At 31.8% G+C, this 17363-nt stretch carries 15 protein-coding genes; 13 read left to right on the top strand and 2 right to left on the bottom strand.

The genetic code is table 11. The features are described from left to right. Positions 1-26 precede the first annotated feature (26 nt). The gene (locus HMPREF2801_RS04845; RefSeq protein ID WP_148130073.1) at positions 27-206 is read right to left on the bottom strand and encodes a helix-turn-helix domain-containing protein; all 180 of its coding nucleotides are present in this window, start codon (positions 204-206) and stop codon (positions 27-29) included. A gap of 269 nt (positions 207-475) precedes the next feature. Here HMPREF2801_RS04845 and HMPREF2801_RS04840 point away from each other — a divergent pair, with 269 nt between their 5' ends. The 13 genes from HMPREF2801_RS04840 to HMPREF2801_RS04780 all read left to right on the top strand — a co-directional run bounded on the left by HMPREF2801_RS04840 (position 476) and on the right by HMPREF2801_RS04780 (position 16615). Next, positions 476-838, top strand: coding sequence for a YbaN family protein (locus HMPREF2801_RS04840; RefSeq protein WP_070610885.1), 363 nt, complete (start codon positions 476-478; stop codon positions 836-838). A gap of 2 nt (positions 839-840) precedes the next feature. Then, complete coding sequence (locus tag HMPREF2801_RS04835; RefSeq protein WP_070610883.1) at positions 841-2559, top strand: ABC transporter ATP-binding protein/permease; 1719 nt, start codon at positions 841-843, stop codon at positions 2557-2559. Next, positions 2543-4201 carry an ABC transporter ATP-binding protein gene (locus HMPREF2801_RS04830; protein WP_070610881.1) on the top strand — a complete coding sequence of 553 codons (1659 nt, stop codon included), beginning with the start codon at positions 2543-2545 and terminating at the stop codon, positions 4199-4201. The genes HMPREF2801_RS04835 and HMPREF2801_RS04830 overlap by 17 nt, the downstream gene beginning before the upstream one ends. A gap of 4 nt (positions 4202-4205) precedes the next feature. Then, positions 4206-5039 carry a hypothetical protein gene (locus HMPREF2801_RS04825; protein ID WP_070610879.1) on the top strand — a complete coding sequence of 278 codons (834 nt, stop codon included), beginning with the start codon at positions 4206-4208 and terminating at the stop codon, positions 5037-5039. A 221-nt stretch (positions 5040-5260) separates the two neighbouring features. Then, entirely contained in the window at positions 5261-6742 is a 1482-nt protein-coding gene (locus tag HMPREF2801_RS04820; protein WP_070610877.1) for an NEAT domain-containing protein, read from the top strand. After that, positions 6723-7685 (top strand): heme-binding Shp domain-containing protein, encoded by a 963-nt coding sequence (locus HMPREF2801_RS04815; protein ID WP_019124524.1) that lies wholly within the window; start codon positions 6723-6725, stop codon positions 7683-7685. The genes HMPREF2801_RS04820 and HMPREF2801_RS04815 overlap by 20 nt, the downstream gene beginning before the upstream one ends. Continuing rightward, positions 7678-8598, top strand: a complete 921-nt coding sequence (isdE, locus tag HMPREF2801_RS04810; protein ID WP_019124523.1) for a heme ABC transporter substrate-binding protein IsdE — start codon at positions 7678-7680, stop codon at positions 8596-8598. Before HMPREF2801_RS04815 ends, isdE begins: the two co-directional genes overlap by 8 nt. Then, positions 8585-9574 carry a FecCD family ABC transporter permease gene (locus HMPREF2801_RS04805; protein WP_070610875.1) on the top strand — a complete coding sequence of 330 codons (990 nt, stop codon included), beginning with the start codon at positions 8585-8587 and terminating at the stop codon, positions 9572-9574. The genes isdE and HMPREF2801_RS04805 overlap by 14 nt, the downstream gene beginning before the upstream one ends. Then, the gene (locus tag HMPREF2801_RS04800) at positions 9564-10325 is read left to right on the top strand and encodes an ABC transporter ATP-binding protein (protein ID WP_070610872.1); all 762 of its coding nucleotides are present in this window, start codon (positions 9564-9566) and stop codon (positions 10323-10325) included. The genes HMPREF2801_RS04805 and HMPREF2801_RS04800 overlap by 11 nt, the downstream gene beginning before the upstream one ends. Positions 10326-10334: 9 nt before the next feature. Continuing rightward, on the top strand, positions 10335-10844 hold the full coding sequence (locus HMPREF2801_RS04795; RefSeq protein ID WP_070610870.1) for a flavodoxin family protein: 510 nt from the start codon (positions 10335-10337) through the stop codon (positions 10842-10844). A gap of 98 nt (positions 10845-10942) precedes the next feature. Then, a complete protein-coding gene (locus HMPREF2801_RS04790; RefSeq protein ID WP_070610867.1) occupies positions 10943-11551 on the top strand; it encodes a hypothetical protein in 609 nt (202 codons plus the stop codon). Between the two features lie 125 nt (positions 11552-11676). After that, positions 11677-15681 (top strand): S-layer homology domain-containing protein, encoded by a 4005-nt coding sequence (locus tag HMPREF2801_RS04785; RefSeq protein WP_070610865.1) that lies wholly within the window; start codon positions 11677-11679, stop codon positions 15679-15681. Between the two features lie 61 nt (positions 15682-15742). After that, positions 15743-16615 (top strand): copper amine oxidase N-terminal domain-containing protein, encoded by an 873-nt coding sequence (locus HMPREF2801_RS04780; protein WP_070610863.1) that lies wholly within the window; start codon positions 15743-15745, stop codon positions 16613-16615. Between the two features lie 209 nt (positions 16616-16824). Here HMPREF2801_RS04780 and HMPREF2801_RS04775 read toward each other — a convergent pair whose 3' ends face one another. Beyond that, positions 16825-17175, bottom strand: coding sequence for a phage holin family protein (locus HMPREF2801_RS04775; protein ID WP_070610861.1), 351 nt, complete (start codon positions 17173-17175; stop codon positions 16825-16827). Positions 17176-17363 lie beyond the last annotated feature (188 nt).

Below are 17363 nucleotides of genomic sequence, written 5' to 3'. Positions count from 1 at the left end.
TATCTGTACTTGACATATTTGAAGGTCTACCTCTCTTTTTTTGGTTTTAGTCCTTCAATTCCTTCTTCTTTAAAATCTTTAACCCATTTAGCTATCATAGGTGGATTATTGATTTTTAGTTCATTTGCTAGGCTTTGATAGGACATTTCTCCTGTTAAGTACAAGTTTACAGTATTTAGTTTAAATTCTAAATTGTATTTTGTCATTAAAAAACTGACCTCCTTAAGTTGGTTTTTTAAGTCCAACTTTTGGGGGTCAGTTCAAACCAGGGCCTTATTTTTTTGGCTTGAATTATATAAAAAGTTAACTGTAGTTAACAAAGGTCTAGTCCCTATAAATCAACATATATCATAAAAAAATGAATATATTTAATATAAACAAAATGATATTCGATATCAATATTGTTTACTTATAAAAATTTCTTTGTTAGTATTTATTTTGAAAAATACAAAAATCAAAATTAAGGAGGATATAATTGAAAATTTTATTTTTAATATTTGGATTTATTTTTTTGGGGATTGGAATATTTGGTATATATTTGCCTTTATTACCTGCAACTCCCTTCTTGTTACTGGCAACATATTGCTTTGCAAGAGGATCAAAAAAATTCAACGACTATTTTATTTCTACTAAACTATACAAGAAAAATATTGAGCCAATAAAAAATAAGACTGGTATGACAAGAGAGAGGAAGATGAAGATTCTTATGATGATTACTTTTTTTATTTCCCTATCATTTTATTTTGTAAACAACTTACATGCTAGAATTACACTCTTATTAGTCCTTATTTTTCACTACATATATTTTATTTTTAAAATTAAGACAATCAAGGAGTAAAAATGTTTAATAAAAAATTATTTAATGAGTTAAGAAGTGAAAAAATACAAATTTTAAAGCTTTTGCTTATAAAAATTATACAAATGGCGACTAATGTTGCCATGATTTTTTTAATAGGTAAGTCTATAGAAAGTGTAATTAATGCAAATTTTAGTGGGCTCAAGTATATTATATTAATGTTATTAATAATTGGACTAAATATTTTCTTAATAAAAATAGAAGCTAGCATATCTTACAAGGCTTCATATAGGATTAAAAATACATTGAGAGAAAGGCTAATGAAGAAGGTTTTTTCTTTTAAGATGGAGTATGGGAGTAAAATTTCTATTTCAGAAGTTATAAATTTAGGTGTAGAGGGAATTGAGCAACTCAACTTATTTTACTCTGCTCTATTGCCACAACTTCTATTCTCTCTAATAGGACCTCTAATTTTATTTTTTATACTTTCTTTTTTAAATTTCAAAATTGCAATAATAATGCTCTTACTAATACCACTAATACCAATTGCAATAATGATGGTACAAAAACTTGCAAAAAAAGTTGTAAAAACTTATTGGAAATCATATACAAATTTGTCAGAAGTTTTTATAGACTTCCTATATGGCTTAACAAGTTTAGAAGTTTTTAATGCAGATGAAGATTACAATGATCTACTAAATGAGAAGGCAGAAGACTTTAGGGTCAAAACAATGAAGCTTCTCATGATGCAACTAAACAACATTACGGTTCTAGACTTAATCTCTTATGCAGGATCAGCTTTGGGAATTATCTTATCAATTTACTATTATTCAAAAGGTCAGCTTTCTGTCTTTGTAGCATTTTCTTTTATACTTTTAAGTCAAGAATTTTTCTTGCCATTAAGAAGGCTAGGGGCGCTTTTTCATGTGGCTATGAACGGAATTACGGCAGCGAATTCTCTTTTTGAAATTTTAGAACTTGAAAGTATAGAAGATTTTAAAGATGTAATAAAAGAAGAGAAAGTGGATGTAGAAATAAGAAATTTAAATTTTTCCTACAAGGAAAAAGAAGTTTTAAAAGATTTGAATATGAAGATTAAATCAAACAAAATCACAGCCATAGTAGGAGAAAGTGGTTGCGGAAAGTCCACCCTTGCAAAATTAGTTGCAGGACTTGAAAGAAATTATGATGGAGAAATACTTTACAATGGCTTAAGTGAAATTTCAAATGATTCTTTAAATGAAAATATAATGTTAGTAGACAATAACCCTTACTTCTTTAAGGAAAGCCTTAGATATAATCTTAAAATTGCAAATAAAAATGCAGATGATGATAAGTTAATAGAAGTGTTAGAAGAAGTTGGTCTGTATTCCTACTTTAAAAATATAGGCGGCTTAGATAGCATCCTAGAAAGTGCTGGTAACAACTTATCTGGTGGACAAAAACAAAGGCTTGCAATAGGAAGGGTACTTTTGAAAGAACCAAAGATTTTAATTTTAGATGAGTCCATTTCAAATATAGATAAGGAATCAGAAGATTTGATTTTAAATCTTATACAAAAATTAAAAGAAAAAATGACCATAATTCTTATTACTCATAGACTCAATACAGTCCTTCAGGCAGATTATATTTACTATCTTGACAATAAGAAAGTTGCTGAAGAAGGAAGTTTTGAAGAAATAAGTAAGGGAGAATTATTTTCTGGTATTTATAGATACCAAAGGGAACTAGAAATGTGGGGTTTAAATGAAGAAATTAATTGAATATAAAAATTTAATAGGGAAACTCCTATCCCTTGTGGATGATCTGAAGTTACAAATGTTTTTTGCCATATTTTTTGGTGCAAGTGGACACATATTTGCGACTTTATTGCCATCATTAGGCTTGTTCTACCTAAGTAAACTAATTTTAAATCAAACTGTAAAATTAAAATTAATAATTGGAATCTTATTTACTTTAGCTATACTGAGGGCAATATTTAAGTATATAGAGCAGCTTTTAAATCACTATATAGCCTTCAAAATTTTAGCAATATTAAGAGACAAAATTTTCAAAAAACTAAGATCCTTGGGACCAGCCAAGATGAATGGGAAAAATAAGGGAGAATTAATTTCTATTATTACATCAGATATAGAACTACTAGAGGTCTTTTACGCACACACAATTTCACCTGTCTGTATAGCCCTAGTTCACACTTTATTTTTATTTATACTTTTATGGAGATTTAATCCAATTTATTCTGGGATACTTCTAACTTTTCACTTGATATTAGCTATAATTATCCCAATTATCACAGAGAAATCTGCTGGAGAAATTGGACGAAAGCAGAGGAAGAATATATCAAGTTTAAATTCTCTAATCCTGGAAAGCTTTAAGGGAATAAAAGAAATCATTAATTTTTCTTATTTTGAAGATAGGTATAAGGAGATTGAATTTGAAGCAAATAAGTTAAATAGGTCTACAAAGACTCTTACAGAAAAATCATCTAATAATTTTGCCCTCACATCTTTTACGATAATACTTGCAGATTTAATTTTTACTCTGGCAGCCATTAAGCTTTACAAAAGTTCTGTCTTAGACCTTAGTGGTTTATTATTCCCCTTGGGAGTTTTCATTTCCTCTTTTGGACCAACAAGCGCCCTTTCATCTCTTGCAAATAACTTAGTTTTGACCTTTGCTTGTGGCAAGAGAGTCATGGAACTTTTAGAAGAAGATCCCCTTACACCGATAAATTACGAGGGAGAAGAAATTGATTATGAAAATATATGTCTTGAGAAAGTGAATTTTTCTTATGATGAAACAAAACTCATTAATGATTTTAATTTTAAAGCTTCATTAAATGAGATAATAGGGCTAAAAGGCAAAAGCGGTTGTGGCAAGTCGACACTAATAAAATTAATGATGAGATTTTACGATACAAAGAGTGGCAAGATTTGCCTAAATGATAAAAACATAAAAGACTTGAATACATTAAATTTAAGAGAGAACATTTCTTACTTAAGTCAAGAAACCCACCTATTTAGAGGAAGCATTAGAGATAACCTAAAAATTGCAAAAAAAGATGCAAGTGAAGAGGAATTAATAGAAGCTTGCAAGAAGGCAAATATTTATGATTTCATAATGACACTTGACAAGGGTTTGGATACAGAGATAGTAAAAGAAAATAATGAAATATCCACTGGACAAGCTCAAAGACTAGCTTTAGCAAGAATCTTTTTAAGAAAATCAAAGCTATATCTACTTGATGAACCAACGGCTAACATAGATGCATTAAACGAAGGGATAATTTTAAAGTCCCTATATAATGAGAGAAAAAATAAAAGTATTATAATTTCATCTCACAGGGATAGTTCTCTTAGGATTTGTGACAGAATAGTAGAAGTGAAGAGAGAAATGGAGTCATAAGTCAATGTTAAATTTAAATATAACTAAAATACAAATTCAATATTTATTATTTATAAAAAATTACGAAGGAAGGAAGACCATCACAGAAGCAAGTCAATTCTTTAGTTGTTCTCGACCTAACTCAAAAAAAATTCTAGATAAAATGATTCTTACAGGCATTCTATACAAAGAGGATAATGAGTATAAGTTGACGAAAATAGGATATGACCTTTCTGAATTTTATAATGAAAATCTTGATAAGAATTTATTTGTAGTACAAAAATTTTTGGATATTGACGATAATCTTGCTAGGAGTATCAGTCTTGAAATGTTGTCAAAGAGACTTATTCCTTACCAAGAGGCACTAGAAAAAAGATACAAAAGTATGATTTTGGCTAAAGATATTCAGGGGAGAGAGAGGGTCCAAGATATTTCCAAATATTTAGAAACGGGAAGGCATGAAATTAATTTTTCAATAAAAAAAATTTCTGAAGATAGCAAAAACTCCTTTGTAGATAATTCCATGGCACTTATGGGCTTTGATGATCACGCATATTTAATAATAGGAGAAGAATCCTATATAGAACTTTCGACTAAGACCATAGAGAAGGCTCATCATGGTTACTTTAAAAAAGCAATTGCTACAAAGTTATTTTATTTTGATGAAGGCGAGGAAATAGAAATAAATTCTAAGAACAGGATTTTTAAGATTCCTCTTAATTTAATTGATTACTGGTCAACATCAGATGGGATAATTTTAGAGGCATCCTTGATTTTAAAAATTAAATCTCAAATGGGAATAACAATACATGAAAAAAAAGCAAATTTTTTATTTATAGTTAACCTTTGTTTAACTTAAAAACTTAAACTTATACACCATAAAATATGTAAAAACATTCTAAACTCTAGTCAGTGACTAGAGTTTATTTTTATTATAAAAATTAAAATAATATATTTATAAAAATTTTTCTGCGAGTAAACCGGAGTTAACAAAATTTTCATAATTCTTTTATAGCTTATTTAATTGATAAGTAATATCATTACCTAAGTAATATAAATTGATAACAAGGGGTCTTTATAATGAAAAATAAAAAAATTTACATATCTCTAGTATTTTTATTATCTTTATTATTCTTAACGAATTTTGTATTTGCGGATAATGAAAGCACACCAGAGAAAAAAGAAATAAAATTAGAAGATGGCTACTATGAAATTCCAATTAAGTTATGGCATTCCATCGAAGAAAAACCTAGTATGGGCAACAAAGCGCTTGTACAAAAAGCCGAGATTGAAGTGAAGGATGGAGAAGCAAACCTCTACATAGGATCTGACAAGATGGAATACTTATCAATAACAGCTTCTCTAATTAATATTTACTTCCAAAAGGAAGATGGAATTTATCACAGGGCAGAGGCAGCTTGCTATGACTTAGAAGTACCCAAGGAAAAAGATAAAAGACCAAGAGTCTTTAAGACATCCCTAGTTAATATGGATGAAATGACAAGGGTTTATGTAGATCCAAAAGTAGAACCTATGGGGGATGAACCAATAAGGGCAAGAATAAAACTTGACTATGGCGAGATTAAAAAAATAAATGAAAGCGATTCAATATTAATAAACAATTTTAAAGAAGGAGCAAATAAACCAGAATTTAATTCAAAGGAAGCTGGAGAAGTTCAAAATAAAAACATAATAGTAAACTATGATCCTGATACCTTTAATGAAGAATTTTCTTTTTATGGAAATAGATTATCAGGAAAGCAGGCAGAAGAATTCACAAAGTCCTTTGACAAATTAGATCAAGTAAATGTTTTTAAGATAGAGTTTTTAGGACCCCTAGATGAAATACAAGGCAATGAAGAAAGTATTCAAGCAAAAAGAAAAAAGATTTATGCAAACAAAGAATTTGATTTAAAATTACCTCTTTTAAAATTTAAAGGACAAGACAAGCTAAGTCTTTATGAAGTAAATAATGGAGAAAAAAAGAAGATAGATTTCAAAGTCAATGGAGATCACATTGAATTTAAAACAAAAGATTCAGCAATTTTTATAGTGGTGAAAGCTGCTGGATCAGGTATGCAAGTAAATGAAAGCATAGATAATAATAAATCACCGACATTAAGCAATATAAGTACAAGCAATAGTAGTTCAAAGGAAGAAAGAGCAAAGGCCTTTATGACGACAGTTAAAAAGCCACAGGCACAAAAAATATCAAGCTCTTCAGATTCCTCATCCCCTATGCCAGTAGAAGGACCACAAGTTAGTTCAACAACACTAAACACAAGTCCACCTTCTATAGGCTCACAACAAAGTAAAATTTCAAGTCAAGAAAACAAGGGACCATCCTTCAATCAAAATAAAGATGCAGAGATTGGAGCAGAAGGACAAGAAATTGAAGAAAAAGAATCAAAGGGCATTATTATTTTAATACTCCTAATATTTATAGGATTAAATTCAATGGCCTTTGTTGTAATTAGAAAAAATTTTCAAGAAGTAAAAGAAATGAAGGATGAAATAATATTTTTAGGAGGGCTTAAAGATAATGAAAAAAATAATAAATAACTTATGTATCTTGGCTCTCATTTTTACAAGTCTAATAAATGTTACCTATGCCTATTCACAAGAAATAGCAAAGGCGACGCCCTACTATATCCATCCGGTTACAGGAGTCATAGAAGACCCTGGTAACAATCCAGGAATAGGACAGGGTATGACAGAAAATGTACTATGTCCACAAGCCTTAGTAGAAACAACAGATGACGGAAGAATATTTTTGTCAGTTCGCTATAACTTAGCCAACTACATAAAAAATGAAAGTTTCGCAGTCCAAAATTATGGCGACAATAGTTTCTATTCTGTAACAGCAGAAGTTACAGGAAAGACTGAAGAAACACGAGATTACAGATTTGAGATACCAAGCAAAAATGTAATAGTAAGGGCAACTTTTTTTGTTGGACCTATGGGAAGAGATGTAATTTTTTACTACACAATATCAGATTTAGTTAAAGGTAACACAGATTTTGCAAGCCTTCAAAAAAGCTCATCAAACCCTTCTAGCAATCAAGCGCCAACAGAGGAAGCTCCACAGGTAGATGCAAACATTCCTAAATCTAGCACAAACTTAAACATGCCTAACCTAAGCAACTTAAAACCACTAGACAATGATGAACAAGTTGGAGAAGTTTTACAAGCTCCTAACCAGGGAGAAATAATTGAACAAAAACCAGTTAACTCAAAATTTTCTGCTGGAGACTTAGGTTATGACCATGGACTTTTAACAAAGGATTCTCCAATAATTAAAAAATTATATTATTCAGATGACCAAGATGAAAAAGAAACAACTAAGACAAAATTAGGCAAAATAACTTTGGCTTTTATTTATGGCTTAATAGGACTTCTCGTAATATTGACAGGAGGATTTATCATACTAGCCCTCCTATCATATAACTACAAGAAAAAAATAGAAGATGAATTAGAAGAAAAAAGGAGAAACATCTATGAATAGAATAAAAAAGATTCTAGCCATACTTCTAGCAAGTTTATTATTAACGTCTTGCGTGAGTCAAAAATCTGGTAAGAAAGCAAACAATGGCGAACTGAGAATAGCAGCAACATCAATGGCAACTGTTTATATAATGGAAAAATTAAATGTTGACTTAGTAGCGGTACCTAACTCAGAAATTGATCCAATGCCAGAAAGATATAAGGATGTTCCTAAGGTAGGCATGGCAATGACACCAGACATTGAAAAATTAAAACAAATAAATCCAGACTATGTATTTTCGCCAGTGTCTTTAATTTCAGACCTACTTCCCAAGTACAAGGCAGCAGACCTTGACTATGGATTTTTGAACCTAAATAACACAGATGGAATGTATAAGTCAATAGAGGATCTTGGAAAATTACTTAATAGAAAAAAAGAAGCCAAAGAATTAATTGATGATTACAAAAAATTCATAGACGACTATAAAGAAAAACACAAGGACAAAAAAGCACCTAGAGTATTAATCTTAATGGGTTTGCCAGGGTCCTATGTAGTAGCGACAGAAAACTCCTATGCAGGAAGTCTTGTAAAACTTGCTGGGGCAGAAAATGTATATGAAGGAACAAATCAACAATTTATAACAATAAATACAGAAGATATGTTGAAAAAGGATCCTGATATTATTCTTAGAACGGCCCATGCCTTACCTGATGATGTAATGGAAATGTTTAAAAAAGACTTTGCAGAAAATGACATTTGGAAGCACTTCAGGGCAGTTAAGGAAGGCAAGGTTTACGACCTTGACTACAAAAAATTTGGCATGAGCGCGAAATTTAACTACAAGGAAGCCTTAAACGACTTAGACAAACTCTTCTATGGAAAAGACTCAAATGAAATAGGAAATACAGGTGATAAGACAAATGAAGAAAAATAAAATCATCCTAGTTTACACCATATCAATCCTAGTCCTAATAGGACTCATCCTCTATTCAGCTAAAACAGGATCCATAGAAATGACCTTTGGAAAATTGTTAAGAGGCTTGTTCATAGAATATGATCCCGACGTAGCAACAATATATGACCTAAGGTTTCCAAGAATAATAATTTCAATAATAGCAGGAGCAGCCCTTGCGACATCAGGAGTCCTCCTTCAAGCAGTGATGCAAAACCCCCTAACAGATCCAGGCATAATAGGCATATCATCAGCTGCAAGCCTATCAGCAAGCCTTGTAATGATATTATTCCCTGGTCTATATGCCTTTAGCCCACTTTTTTCAGTAGTGGGAGGGCTCCTCGCCTACCTCTTAATATATTCACTAGCATGGAACGGGGGATCTAACCCAATAAAACTAATACTTGTAGGTGTAGCACTCAACATGACACTCATGGGAGTAAATGAAGGAATAAAATCCATGATGGGTGGCAACCTCACAAACGTTCAATCAATAATAGAAGGAAATGTAGCACAAAAAACTTGGGCAGATGTAAAAATTATGGCAATTTACGGAATCCTATTTCTAATAATAGCACTCTTCACAATAAGGACAGCGAACCTACTTCAACTGGAAGACCAAACAGCACAAGCCTTGGGAGTTAATGTAAATCGAGATAGGTTTATCCTAGCCCTAATAGGAATAATACTAGCATCAGTATCCACAGCCATTGTTGGTGTAATAGGATTCTTAGGCCTAGTAGTGCCACACATAGGAAGAATAATTCTTGGATCAAACCACAAGAACCTAATACCCTATTCCATGATACTAGGAGCAATAACCCTCCTCCTATCAGACACCTTGGGAAGAGTGATAGCCTACCCTTACGAAATAAAACCATCAGTAGTAATGACAGTAGTGGGTGGAATATTTTTTATAGGCCTATTAAAGCTAGGAGGGAAAAATTATGGAAATTAATCACTTATTTTTCGCCTATGACAAGAACATGGTTATAAAAGACTTAAATCTAAAAATAGAAAAAAATAAAATCACAACCCTCCTAGGTGCCAATGGCTGCGGCAAGTCAACTCTTTTAAAGCTAATAACAAGAGTAGAAAAACCGAAAATGGGCTTTATAAGTCTTAATGGCAAAAACATAAAAAATATAGAGAGAAAAGAATTTGCAAAAAAAGTTGCCATAGTTAGACAAAAAAATCAAATAGCAGGCGACATTAAAGTTGAAGAACTTGTTGCCTATGGAAGAAATCCCTATGTTGGCTTTATGCAAAAGCCAAGCATAGAAGACAAAAACAAAATAAACGAGGCAATAGAAGTTTGTGGCTTAGAAGAAATAAGAAAAGAGAGAGTCAATTCCCTATCAGGTGGACAAGTCCAAAGGGCGTGGATAGCCATGGCGATTGCACAAGATAGCGAGATACTTCTCTTAGACGAACCCACAACCTACTTAGATATCAAATACCAAATAGAAATTTTAAAACTAATAAAAAATTTGAATAAAAATCTAGGAAAGACAATAATCATGGTCCTTCATGACATCAACCAGTCCCTAGAGTATTCGGACACCATAGTAGGAATGATGAAGGGGAAAATCGAATTTCAAGGAAAGGCAAGCCAAGTCTTGACAGGAGAAAATATAAGTAAGATCTACGACACAAAACTAAAAATAATAGATATAGAAAATAAAAAATATGTATTTGCAGAAGACTAAGGAGGAAAAGTGAAAGGACTAATAATTTATTCATCAAAGACGGGAAACACCAAGAGAATGGCAGAAAAAATTTATGAAGTCTTAAAAGATGAACACCAGATGACGATAAGAGACATAAGAGATGCACCTGAAGTAGAACAATTTGACTTCATACTTTTGGGAGCTTGGATCGATAGAGGAAGCCTAGAGACCAAGACACTAAAATTCTTAAAGACTATAGAAAATAAAAAGCTTGGATTATTTGCAACACTTGGAGCAATGCCAGACTCAGAACATGGAAGGAAGGTGATAAAAAACTTAGAGGATCTTTTAATAGACAGGGACTCCTTGGGACAATACATATGCCCAGGCCTAGTTGATCCCAAGATGATAGAAAAATTAAGAGGAATTACAGGATTAGTAGTTCCAAAAAAGATAAAAGAAAAAATGATAGAAACAAGCCTTGCATCAAGAGAGGCAAGCGAAGAAGAACTAGAAGAAGCTGCAAACTACTTCTATGAAAAATTAATTAATTTATAAAAATTAGTGGGTGTTTGGGTGGGATTAGGAAAGTACGTTTATAACTTTATAAGGATTAGTTATGCAAAGATAAATAATATAAAGAAAGGATAAATAATATGAAATATTTAAAGAAAATTAGTTTATTACTATTAGTATTAATGATGTTAGTTCCAACTTTTACATTTGCTCAAGAAATGAATCTAGAAGCCATAAAGGAGCAAATTAAAGAAACTATAGACTACTCTGATTCAGAACTTTATGGATTTAAATATTCTGATAGATCCGTAAGGACAGTTGCTGATTTTGCAATTTATCACAGGAAAGAAGCAAAACTTTCTATGGCTGATGATGCATTCAATAAAGATTTATCTAAAGTTGTAGATAAAGGCGACAGCTACGAAATAACTTTATATACAAAACCAGTTAGTAAAGAAATACTTGGTAAGGTATATGAAGCAGATTGTACTGGCATTACACCTGTAATAGATGGAGAAGAAATTGCAGTAGAAGCCTTTGGTTCAAAAAAAGCTGTTCATAATAAAAATAAAAATGTGCCTGAAGGTTTTAAATTCACTATATTAAAGGATGACCTAGAAGAAGAAAAAATCGGAGAATATAATAAATATTTTAAAATTAAATTTACAACTAATTTAGCTGACTCCGGATTTTTAGGTAAAATCGGTGCAGCTATGATGAATCCAAATGCAAGATTTTTTGTAAAATAAATTATTATAAATAACTAATCCTTGAAAATTTACAATTCAAAAGATGTTTATTGTGAATAGTAATAGATGTATAGCGAATAGACCTATACATCTATTAACTATATAAAAAAAGAAAGGAAAATAAATTGAAAAAAAGTATAAATTTTATTTTATTTTTGCTGGTATTTTTATTCGCAAATGGGTCTAATGTATTAGCAGCAGAACATTCTGCTATAATTCCAATTACTGGAGATGAGAGAGCTCACTTTGAAATCCATCCAGTAGTATATAAAAGATGGGCTGAAGGAAAAGACGAATCTACCGATGAAACGGCAACTCATCCCCCATTTGATGAAAATAGATTAAATATGTCAGGCAAAAAAATATCTGATAATGATCAAAACTTTAAAGAATTTAGAGAAAAACATAAAAAAGAAGCAGCTGTTAATAAAGCGGATGATCCTCAGTGGAATGCCTATGAATTAGACTTAAATCAAGATGTCGGGTGTTCCTATTATGGTAATTTTGGTATAAATAGTTCTGGAATAGATGACGGAAGTATGTATAACATTTGGCCTGAACAAGTTGAAATGTATTTATCATCCTTCGATGAATCCACTAATTCATGGAGTGAACCTAAGAAATTAAATAAAAAAAGAAGTTATGACGAACAAGGGAAAGGATTTTACGTAATACAGGATTATAAATCAAGCCATGATGGAAGGAAATATTTAATAGATCTTAGCCTCCAACCGGTAGATTATCAGAGTAGGACACATGACAAGTTTAGGATATATATATTTCAAGGCTGGCCTAAGCCAATACCCAGCGGTTTACTTCCTGGAACATACAGCATTCCTTTATCCATAAGATATTCAAATTCGCCAGGAAAATATTCAATGGCAGATGGTGCAGTAGAAGATAACGGAGAACTAATTGTTGGGCAAGATGGTTCTATTAAGTTGAGAATAAAATTTAAGCCAATGACATTGAGCGACCCTGCTTATACAGGAGGAAAACCTATTACAGGACATCTCATGAAATTGTGGACTTATAATTCAGTAGATGATTTTGACCAATATATGAAAGCTCCTACAGTTTTTACAGCAAAGGAAATAGCTTTAGATAATCCACAATTCTTAAAGAAATATTTTTCAGAGAATGTAGGTGGTATTGAATTATCTTTTCCAGAAATTTATGAAATACCATTAAAATATGAAGATGGTTCGACAAATTATGAATCTCAAAAACTTTTTAAAGTAAAGGTTGATGCGATGGGTAATTCTTTACAAAATTTCAATCTTCTAATGAGATGGGAAGATATGAAATTGGAAAAGTTAGATTTGCAAAGTGGTAAATATAAAGCTTTGCCAATAATAAGTTTGCCGGCAAATCAAGCTATGCTTGATGCTTTATGGGATAAGGAAAATAACAAGATAAAATACACGAGAGAGCAATACAATGATGAATTAATCCAGGGAAATTATAATAAGCTTGAATTTAATCCAGGAGAAGGCATTATACCAATATACGATTTGGAAATAAGAAATAATAAAGCTGATATTACCGTGTATTGGGCTGAGCAATACAAAAAAGGAACTAAACTTATAGAGACTGGATTAGTAAAAATTGATGATTCTAAACCAATCCAATACAAATCATCTGATGGAAGTATAAAAGATGTAGAAGTATTAGATAGCAAGGATTTTACCGTTACAAATGAAAAAAACACTTATAAAAATAGAATAACAAAGATAAATCTGAAAGATGTGCCTCTATCAATTAATGGTGAAGACAAAACAATAGGATTAATTAATGCTAGGTTTATAAGGGTAGAAGAAGGTAAAAAAAGAATAAAATTAAGTCCCGGTAAAAATGATGATCCTATTGAAGATATGTTTAGTATTCCAAATTATGATATAGGGAAAAAAGTATTAGAAGAAAAAATAGTAGAAATCAATAAAGATAGCTTAAATCAAGCAATAGAGGATGCTAAAAGCATAAAAAAAGGAAGACATTCAGAGGAGGATTTTAAAAAACTTAGTAAAGCTATTGAAGTCGCAGAAAATGTTGCAAAAAATGAAAAACAAGATCAAAGCAAGATAAATGAAGCACTAAAGAATTTGAACGAGGCTGTAGAAGTTTTTACTAATTCAAAAATTGAAAATCAAAATAAAGAAGAATTAGAAGTGCCTGTTATGCTATGGCATGGTTACCAAAACAATGCATCTATGGGTAATGGCGCCCTAGTGCAAAAGGCAAAAATCACAGAAGAAAATGGCAAGACTTATATGACAATAAAATTAAAGGGTCTTGATTTTATGGGTATGCGTGGCCATTTATTACAATTCTGGACATACAAAGAAAATGATTTTAAGTCTGAAAAAATAGAATCTACAATAATTGAGAATAAAAGAGATAAGGGACTAGGAAATGAAGAAAAAGAATTTCCATCTTTATTCAAATTTGAAATAGATCCTAAGTTTAAAACTCAAGATGGAGAAATTTATTGCCGTGTAAGTGTAGATGCTATGGCTAAACTAGGTGGAGCTGAACAAAATGCAAAATTGAAAATAACAGGGTCTAAAGCAAAAGAATGGACTGGATGGGGAGATGACAACCAATCTAATCCAAGCAATCCAAGTAATCCAAGTAACCCAAGTAACCCAAGTAACCCAAGCACACCAGGATATTCCTTCCAAAACTTAGCTATAGAAAGATCTGCACTAGGCTCTGCAATGGCAAGTGCAAGTGCATCTATGAGTAAGGGAGCTGACTCCAACTTAGTAGCAGCTATGGCAAGGGCAGGTGCAATTGCTAATAACCCATACGCATCAAGAGAAGAAATATTAAGTGCTACACAAGCCCTAAATAATGCAGTTATTAACAATAAGGGTAGTATGAATAACCAAAACAATAATAGTTCTTGGGGAAATAACAACCAAGCTTGGGGCAATAACAACCAAGGCTGGGGCAATAACTCTGGATGGGGAAATAACAATTCTTCATGGGGAAGTTATGGCAACAAAAACCAAGGTTGGAATAACAACTCATCATGGGGAGTTTATAACAATAACCAAAACAATCAAAACAACAATCAAAACAACCAAAGTAATAAAAACAATGGACCAGTAACAATCCAATATGAAGTACCTGTAGAAGTTCTTCACGCTTATCAAGATGGATATTCTATGGCAAATGGAGCAATAAACCACACAGCAAGAGTAGAGGAAAGAAACGGTCAATTCAGGTATAGCGTTCAATTTAATCCTCTTGAAAGAGAATTTAATGGACAAAAACTTGTTGGTAATTTAACTCATCTATTTATTCATGATGGTAATAAATATTTAGCAGAACAATCATCTGGAAATGTATGGTCATGGGTTATGAATGGCAAATATAACAAGGTAAATGTCAGCGTTAAAGTAGACGTAATGGATCAAATTGCCGTGAATGAACAAAAAGCAATCCTATCCTTTAACTGGAACAATGCAAGAGAAGTAGGAAGAGTTGGCGGAAACAGCAACCAAAACCAACAAAATCAAAATCAACAAAACCAACAAAAGCAACAAAATCAAAACCAACAGGCTGTTCAAAATAATAATACAAACAACTTTACAGACACAAGTGGACACTGGGCTAAGACTGCTATTGACTATGTTGTAAGCAAGGGATACTTCGCAGGCCTAAGTAATACAGAATTTGGTCCTAACAAGTCTATAACAAGAGGACAATTTGTAAGTGTTCTTGGAAGGATGTTAAATGTCAATGTAAATGACTACAAGGATCAAAACTTTAAAGATGTTAAGTCAGGAATGTACTACAGTCCATACATCACATGGGCAAATAAAGTTGGAATAGTATCAGGCGTAGGTCAAGGAAACTTTGCACCTGATAAAGAACTAACAAGAGAAGAAATGGCTGTGATGATGACTAAGTTCTTAAAGGTTTCAGGCAAGAATCTCAATGCAAAGGGCAAGACTAATGCCTTCAAAGATGAAGAAAAGATTCAAAGTTGGGCTAAGGATTCTGTAAAGGAAATGGCAAGACTTGGAGTAGTAAGTGGTATGGGCGATGGCAACTTTGCTCCTAAGTCACCGTTTACTAGGGCACAAGTTGCACAAGTTCTTTATAACATTGATCACAATTAAGCTTAAAAATTTAAAGGGACTTTTAAATTAAGAGTCCCTTTATATAAAAATGAGGTGTAATATGAAAAAAATTATTTTATCACTATTGTTAGTATTAGTTTTATTACCTAATTCTATTTTTGCTGCAAGTTCTTATGAAGTACCAGTAAAGTTAGTTAAGTATGGCGAACCAGATAAGGAGTCTATGGGCAACCCTTCTTTAAAACAAGTTGCACAAGTTGAAGAAAAAGATGGTAAATTTATTTACAATATTTTTCTTAAGAAGATGGAATTTATGAATATGGAAGGTGAACTTACAAATTTATTTATCTATGATGGCGATAAGGACTCTAAGAGAGTTGAAACTAAACAAAGTCCTATTAATGGTGAATATATAAAGAAGCATGAGTTTGTAAGAACAAATCCAAAGGAAGATCAAATTCTTGTTGCTGTATGGGTTGATGCTATGGATGCTATTGCTGGCGGTGGAAAGGGTTCAGGAGAACAAAAGGCTTATCTAAAGTTTGACTGGGCTAATGCAAAGGCCATGGAAGCTAAAGATTCTAAACCTGCAAGCAAGAAGGACGTAAAGGCTGAAAAATCTTCAGCTAAGTCTGAGATTAAAATTTTTGTTTCAGATAAGGAAATCAAACCAGAGACTCCAGCCTACATTGAAAATGGAAGGACAATGGTTCCTCTAAGATTTATATCAGAAGCTCTTGGCGAAAAGGTTGACTGGAAGGCTGACACAAAGACCGTTATTGTTGGAGATAACAAGGCAAGTCTTGTTATTGGAGAAAAGGAAATAAATGCCAATGGAAAGAAAATTGCAATTGATTCTCCAGCAGTAATTAAGGATTCAAGGACTTTTGTACCCCTAAGAGCAATTTCTGAAATATTAGGATCTAAAGTAGATTGGGATTCTTCAACAAGAACTGTAAAGATAAGTAAATAATTTTTATATAATTATTAATAGACATAGAATTACTCCTTGGTATTTGCTAGCAACTATATTTTATAGGAATGTGATTTCTATGTCTATTTTTTATACATTTCCATACAAAAATAGTGCTGATGATTTCTCACCAACACTATTTATTATAGAGCCTAAAAAAAACGCAGTTATGACTTTTCATAACTGCGGCATTTTTTCTTTATGAAATTTTACTTAAAGTTTTTACTCATTATTTCTCTTATAGTACTATTAATAAAACTCAAAACTATACTTGCCCAAAAGGCTGTGCCAAAGCTTCCGATAGATGCAGAGCCTACGAGGTTAAAGGCAATTTCAAGGACCACTGCGTTAATAACCAAGGAAAATAGTCCAAGGGTTACTATTGTTATTGGAAGGGATAAAACTTTTAGTATTGGTTTTATTGTAAGGTTAACTAGTGAGAAAATTATTGCCATTGCTATAAAGGCACTTGGTTTTGAGAAATAAATATTTTCAAATATCATGTCTAATATGTAAAAGGACAAAAAGTTTGCCACTAGAGCTCCTAATATTTTCTTCATGTCTTCCTCCTTTGTTATATTTCTTTTATTATATACCCAAAATTCTACTTAATATAAATAAGTTTTTTATAAATATATTTTGTGATAAAATAAAATCACAGATAAAGAGGAGGTCATTATGAGAAAATACAATTACGGATCTATTATCTTAATACTTATAGCCAATGCAATAATTGTTGGAATCTTGC

Source organism: Peptoniphilus sp. HMSC062D09, from assembly GCF_001811425.1.
Lineage (GTDB): Bacteria > Bacillota > Clostridia > Tissierellales > Peptoniphilaceae > Peptoniphilus_A.
Note: the sequence above shows the minus strand (reverse complement) of the source record. Positions and strands in the feature narration are given on the sequence as shown.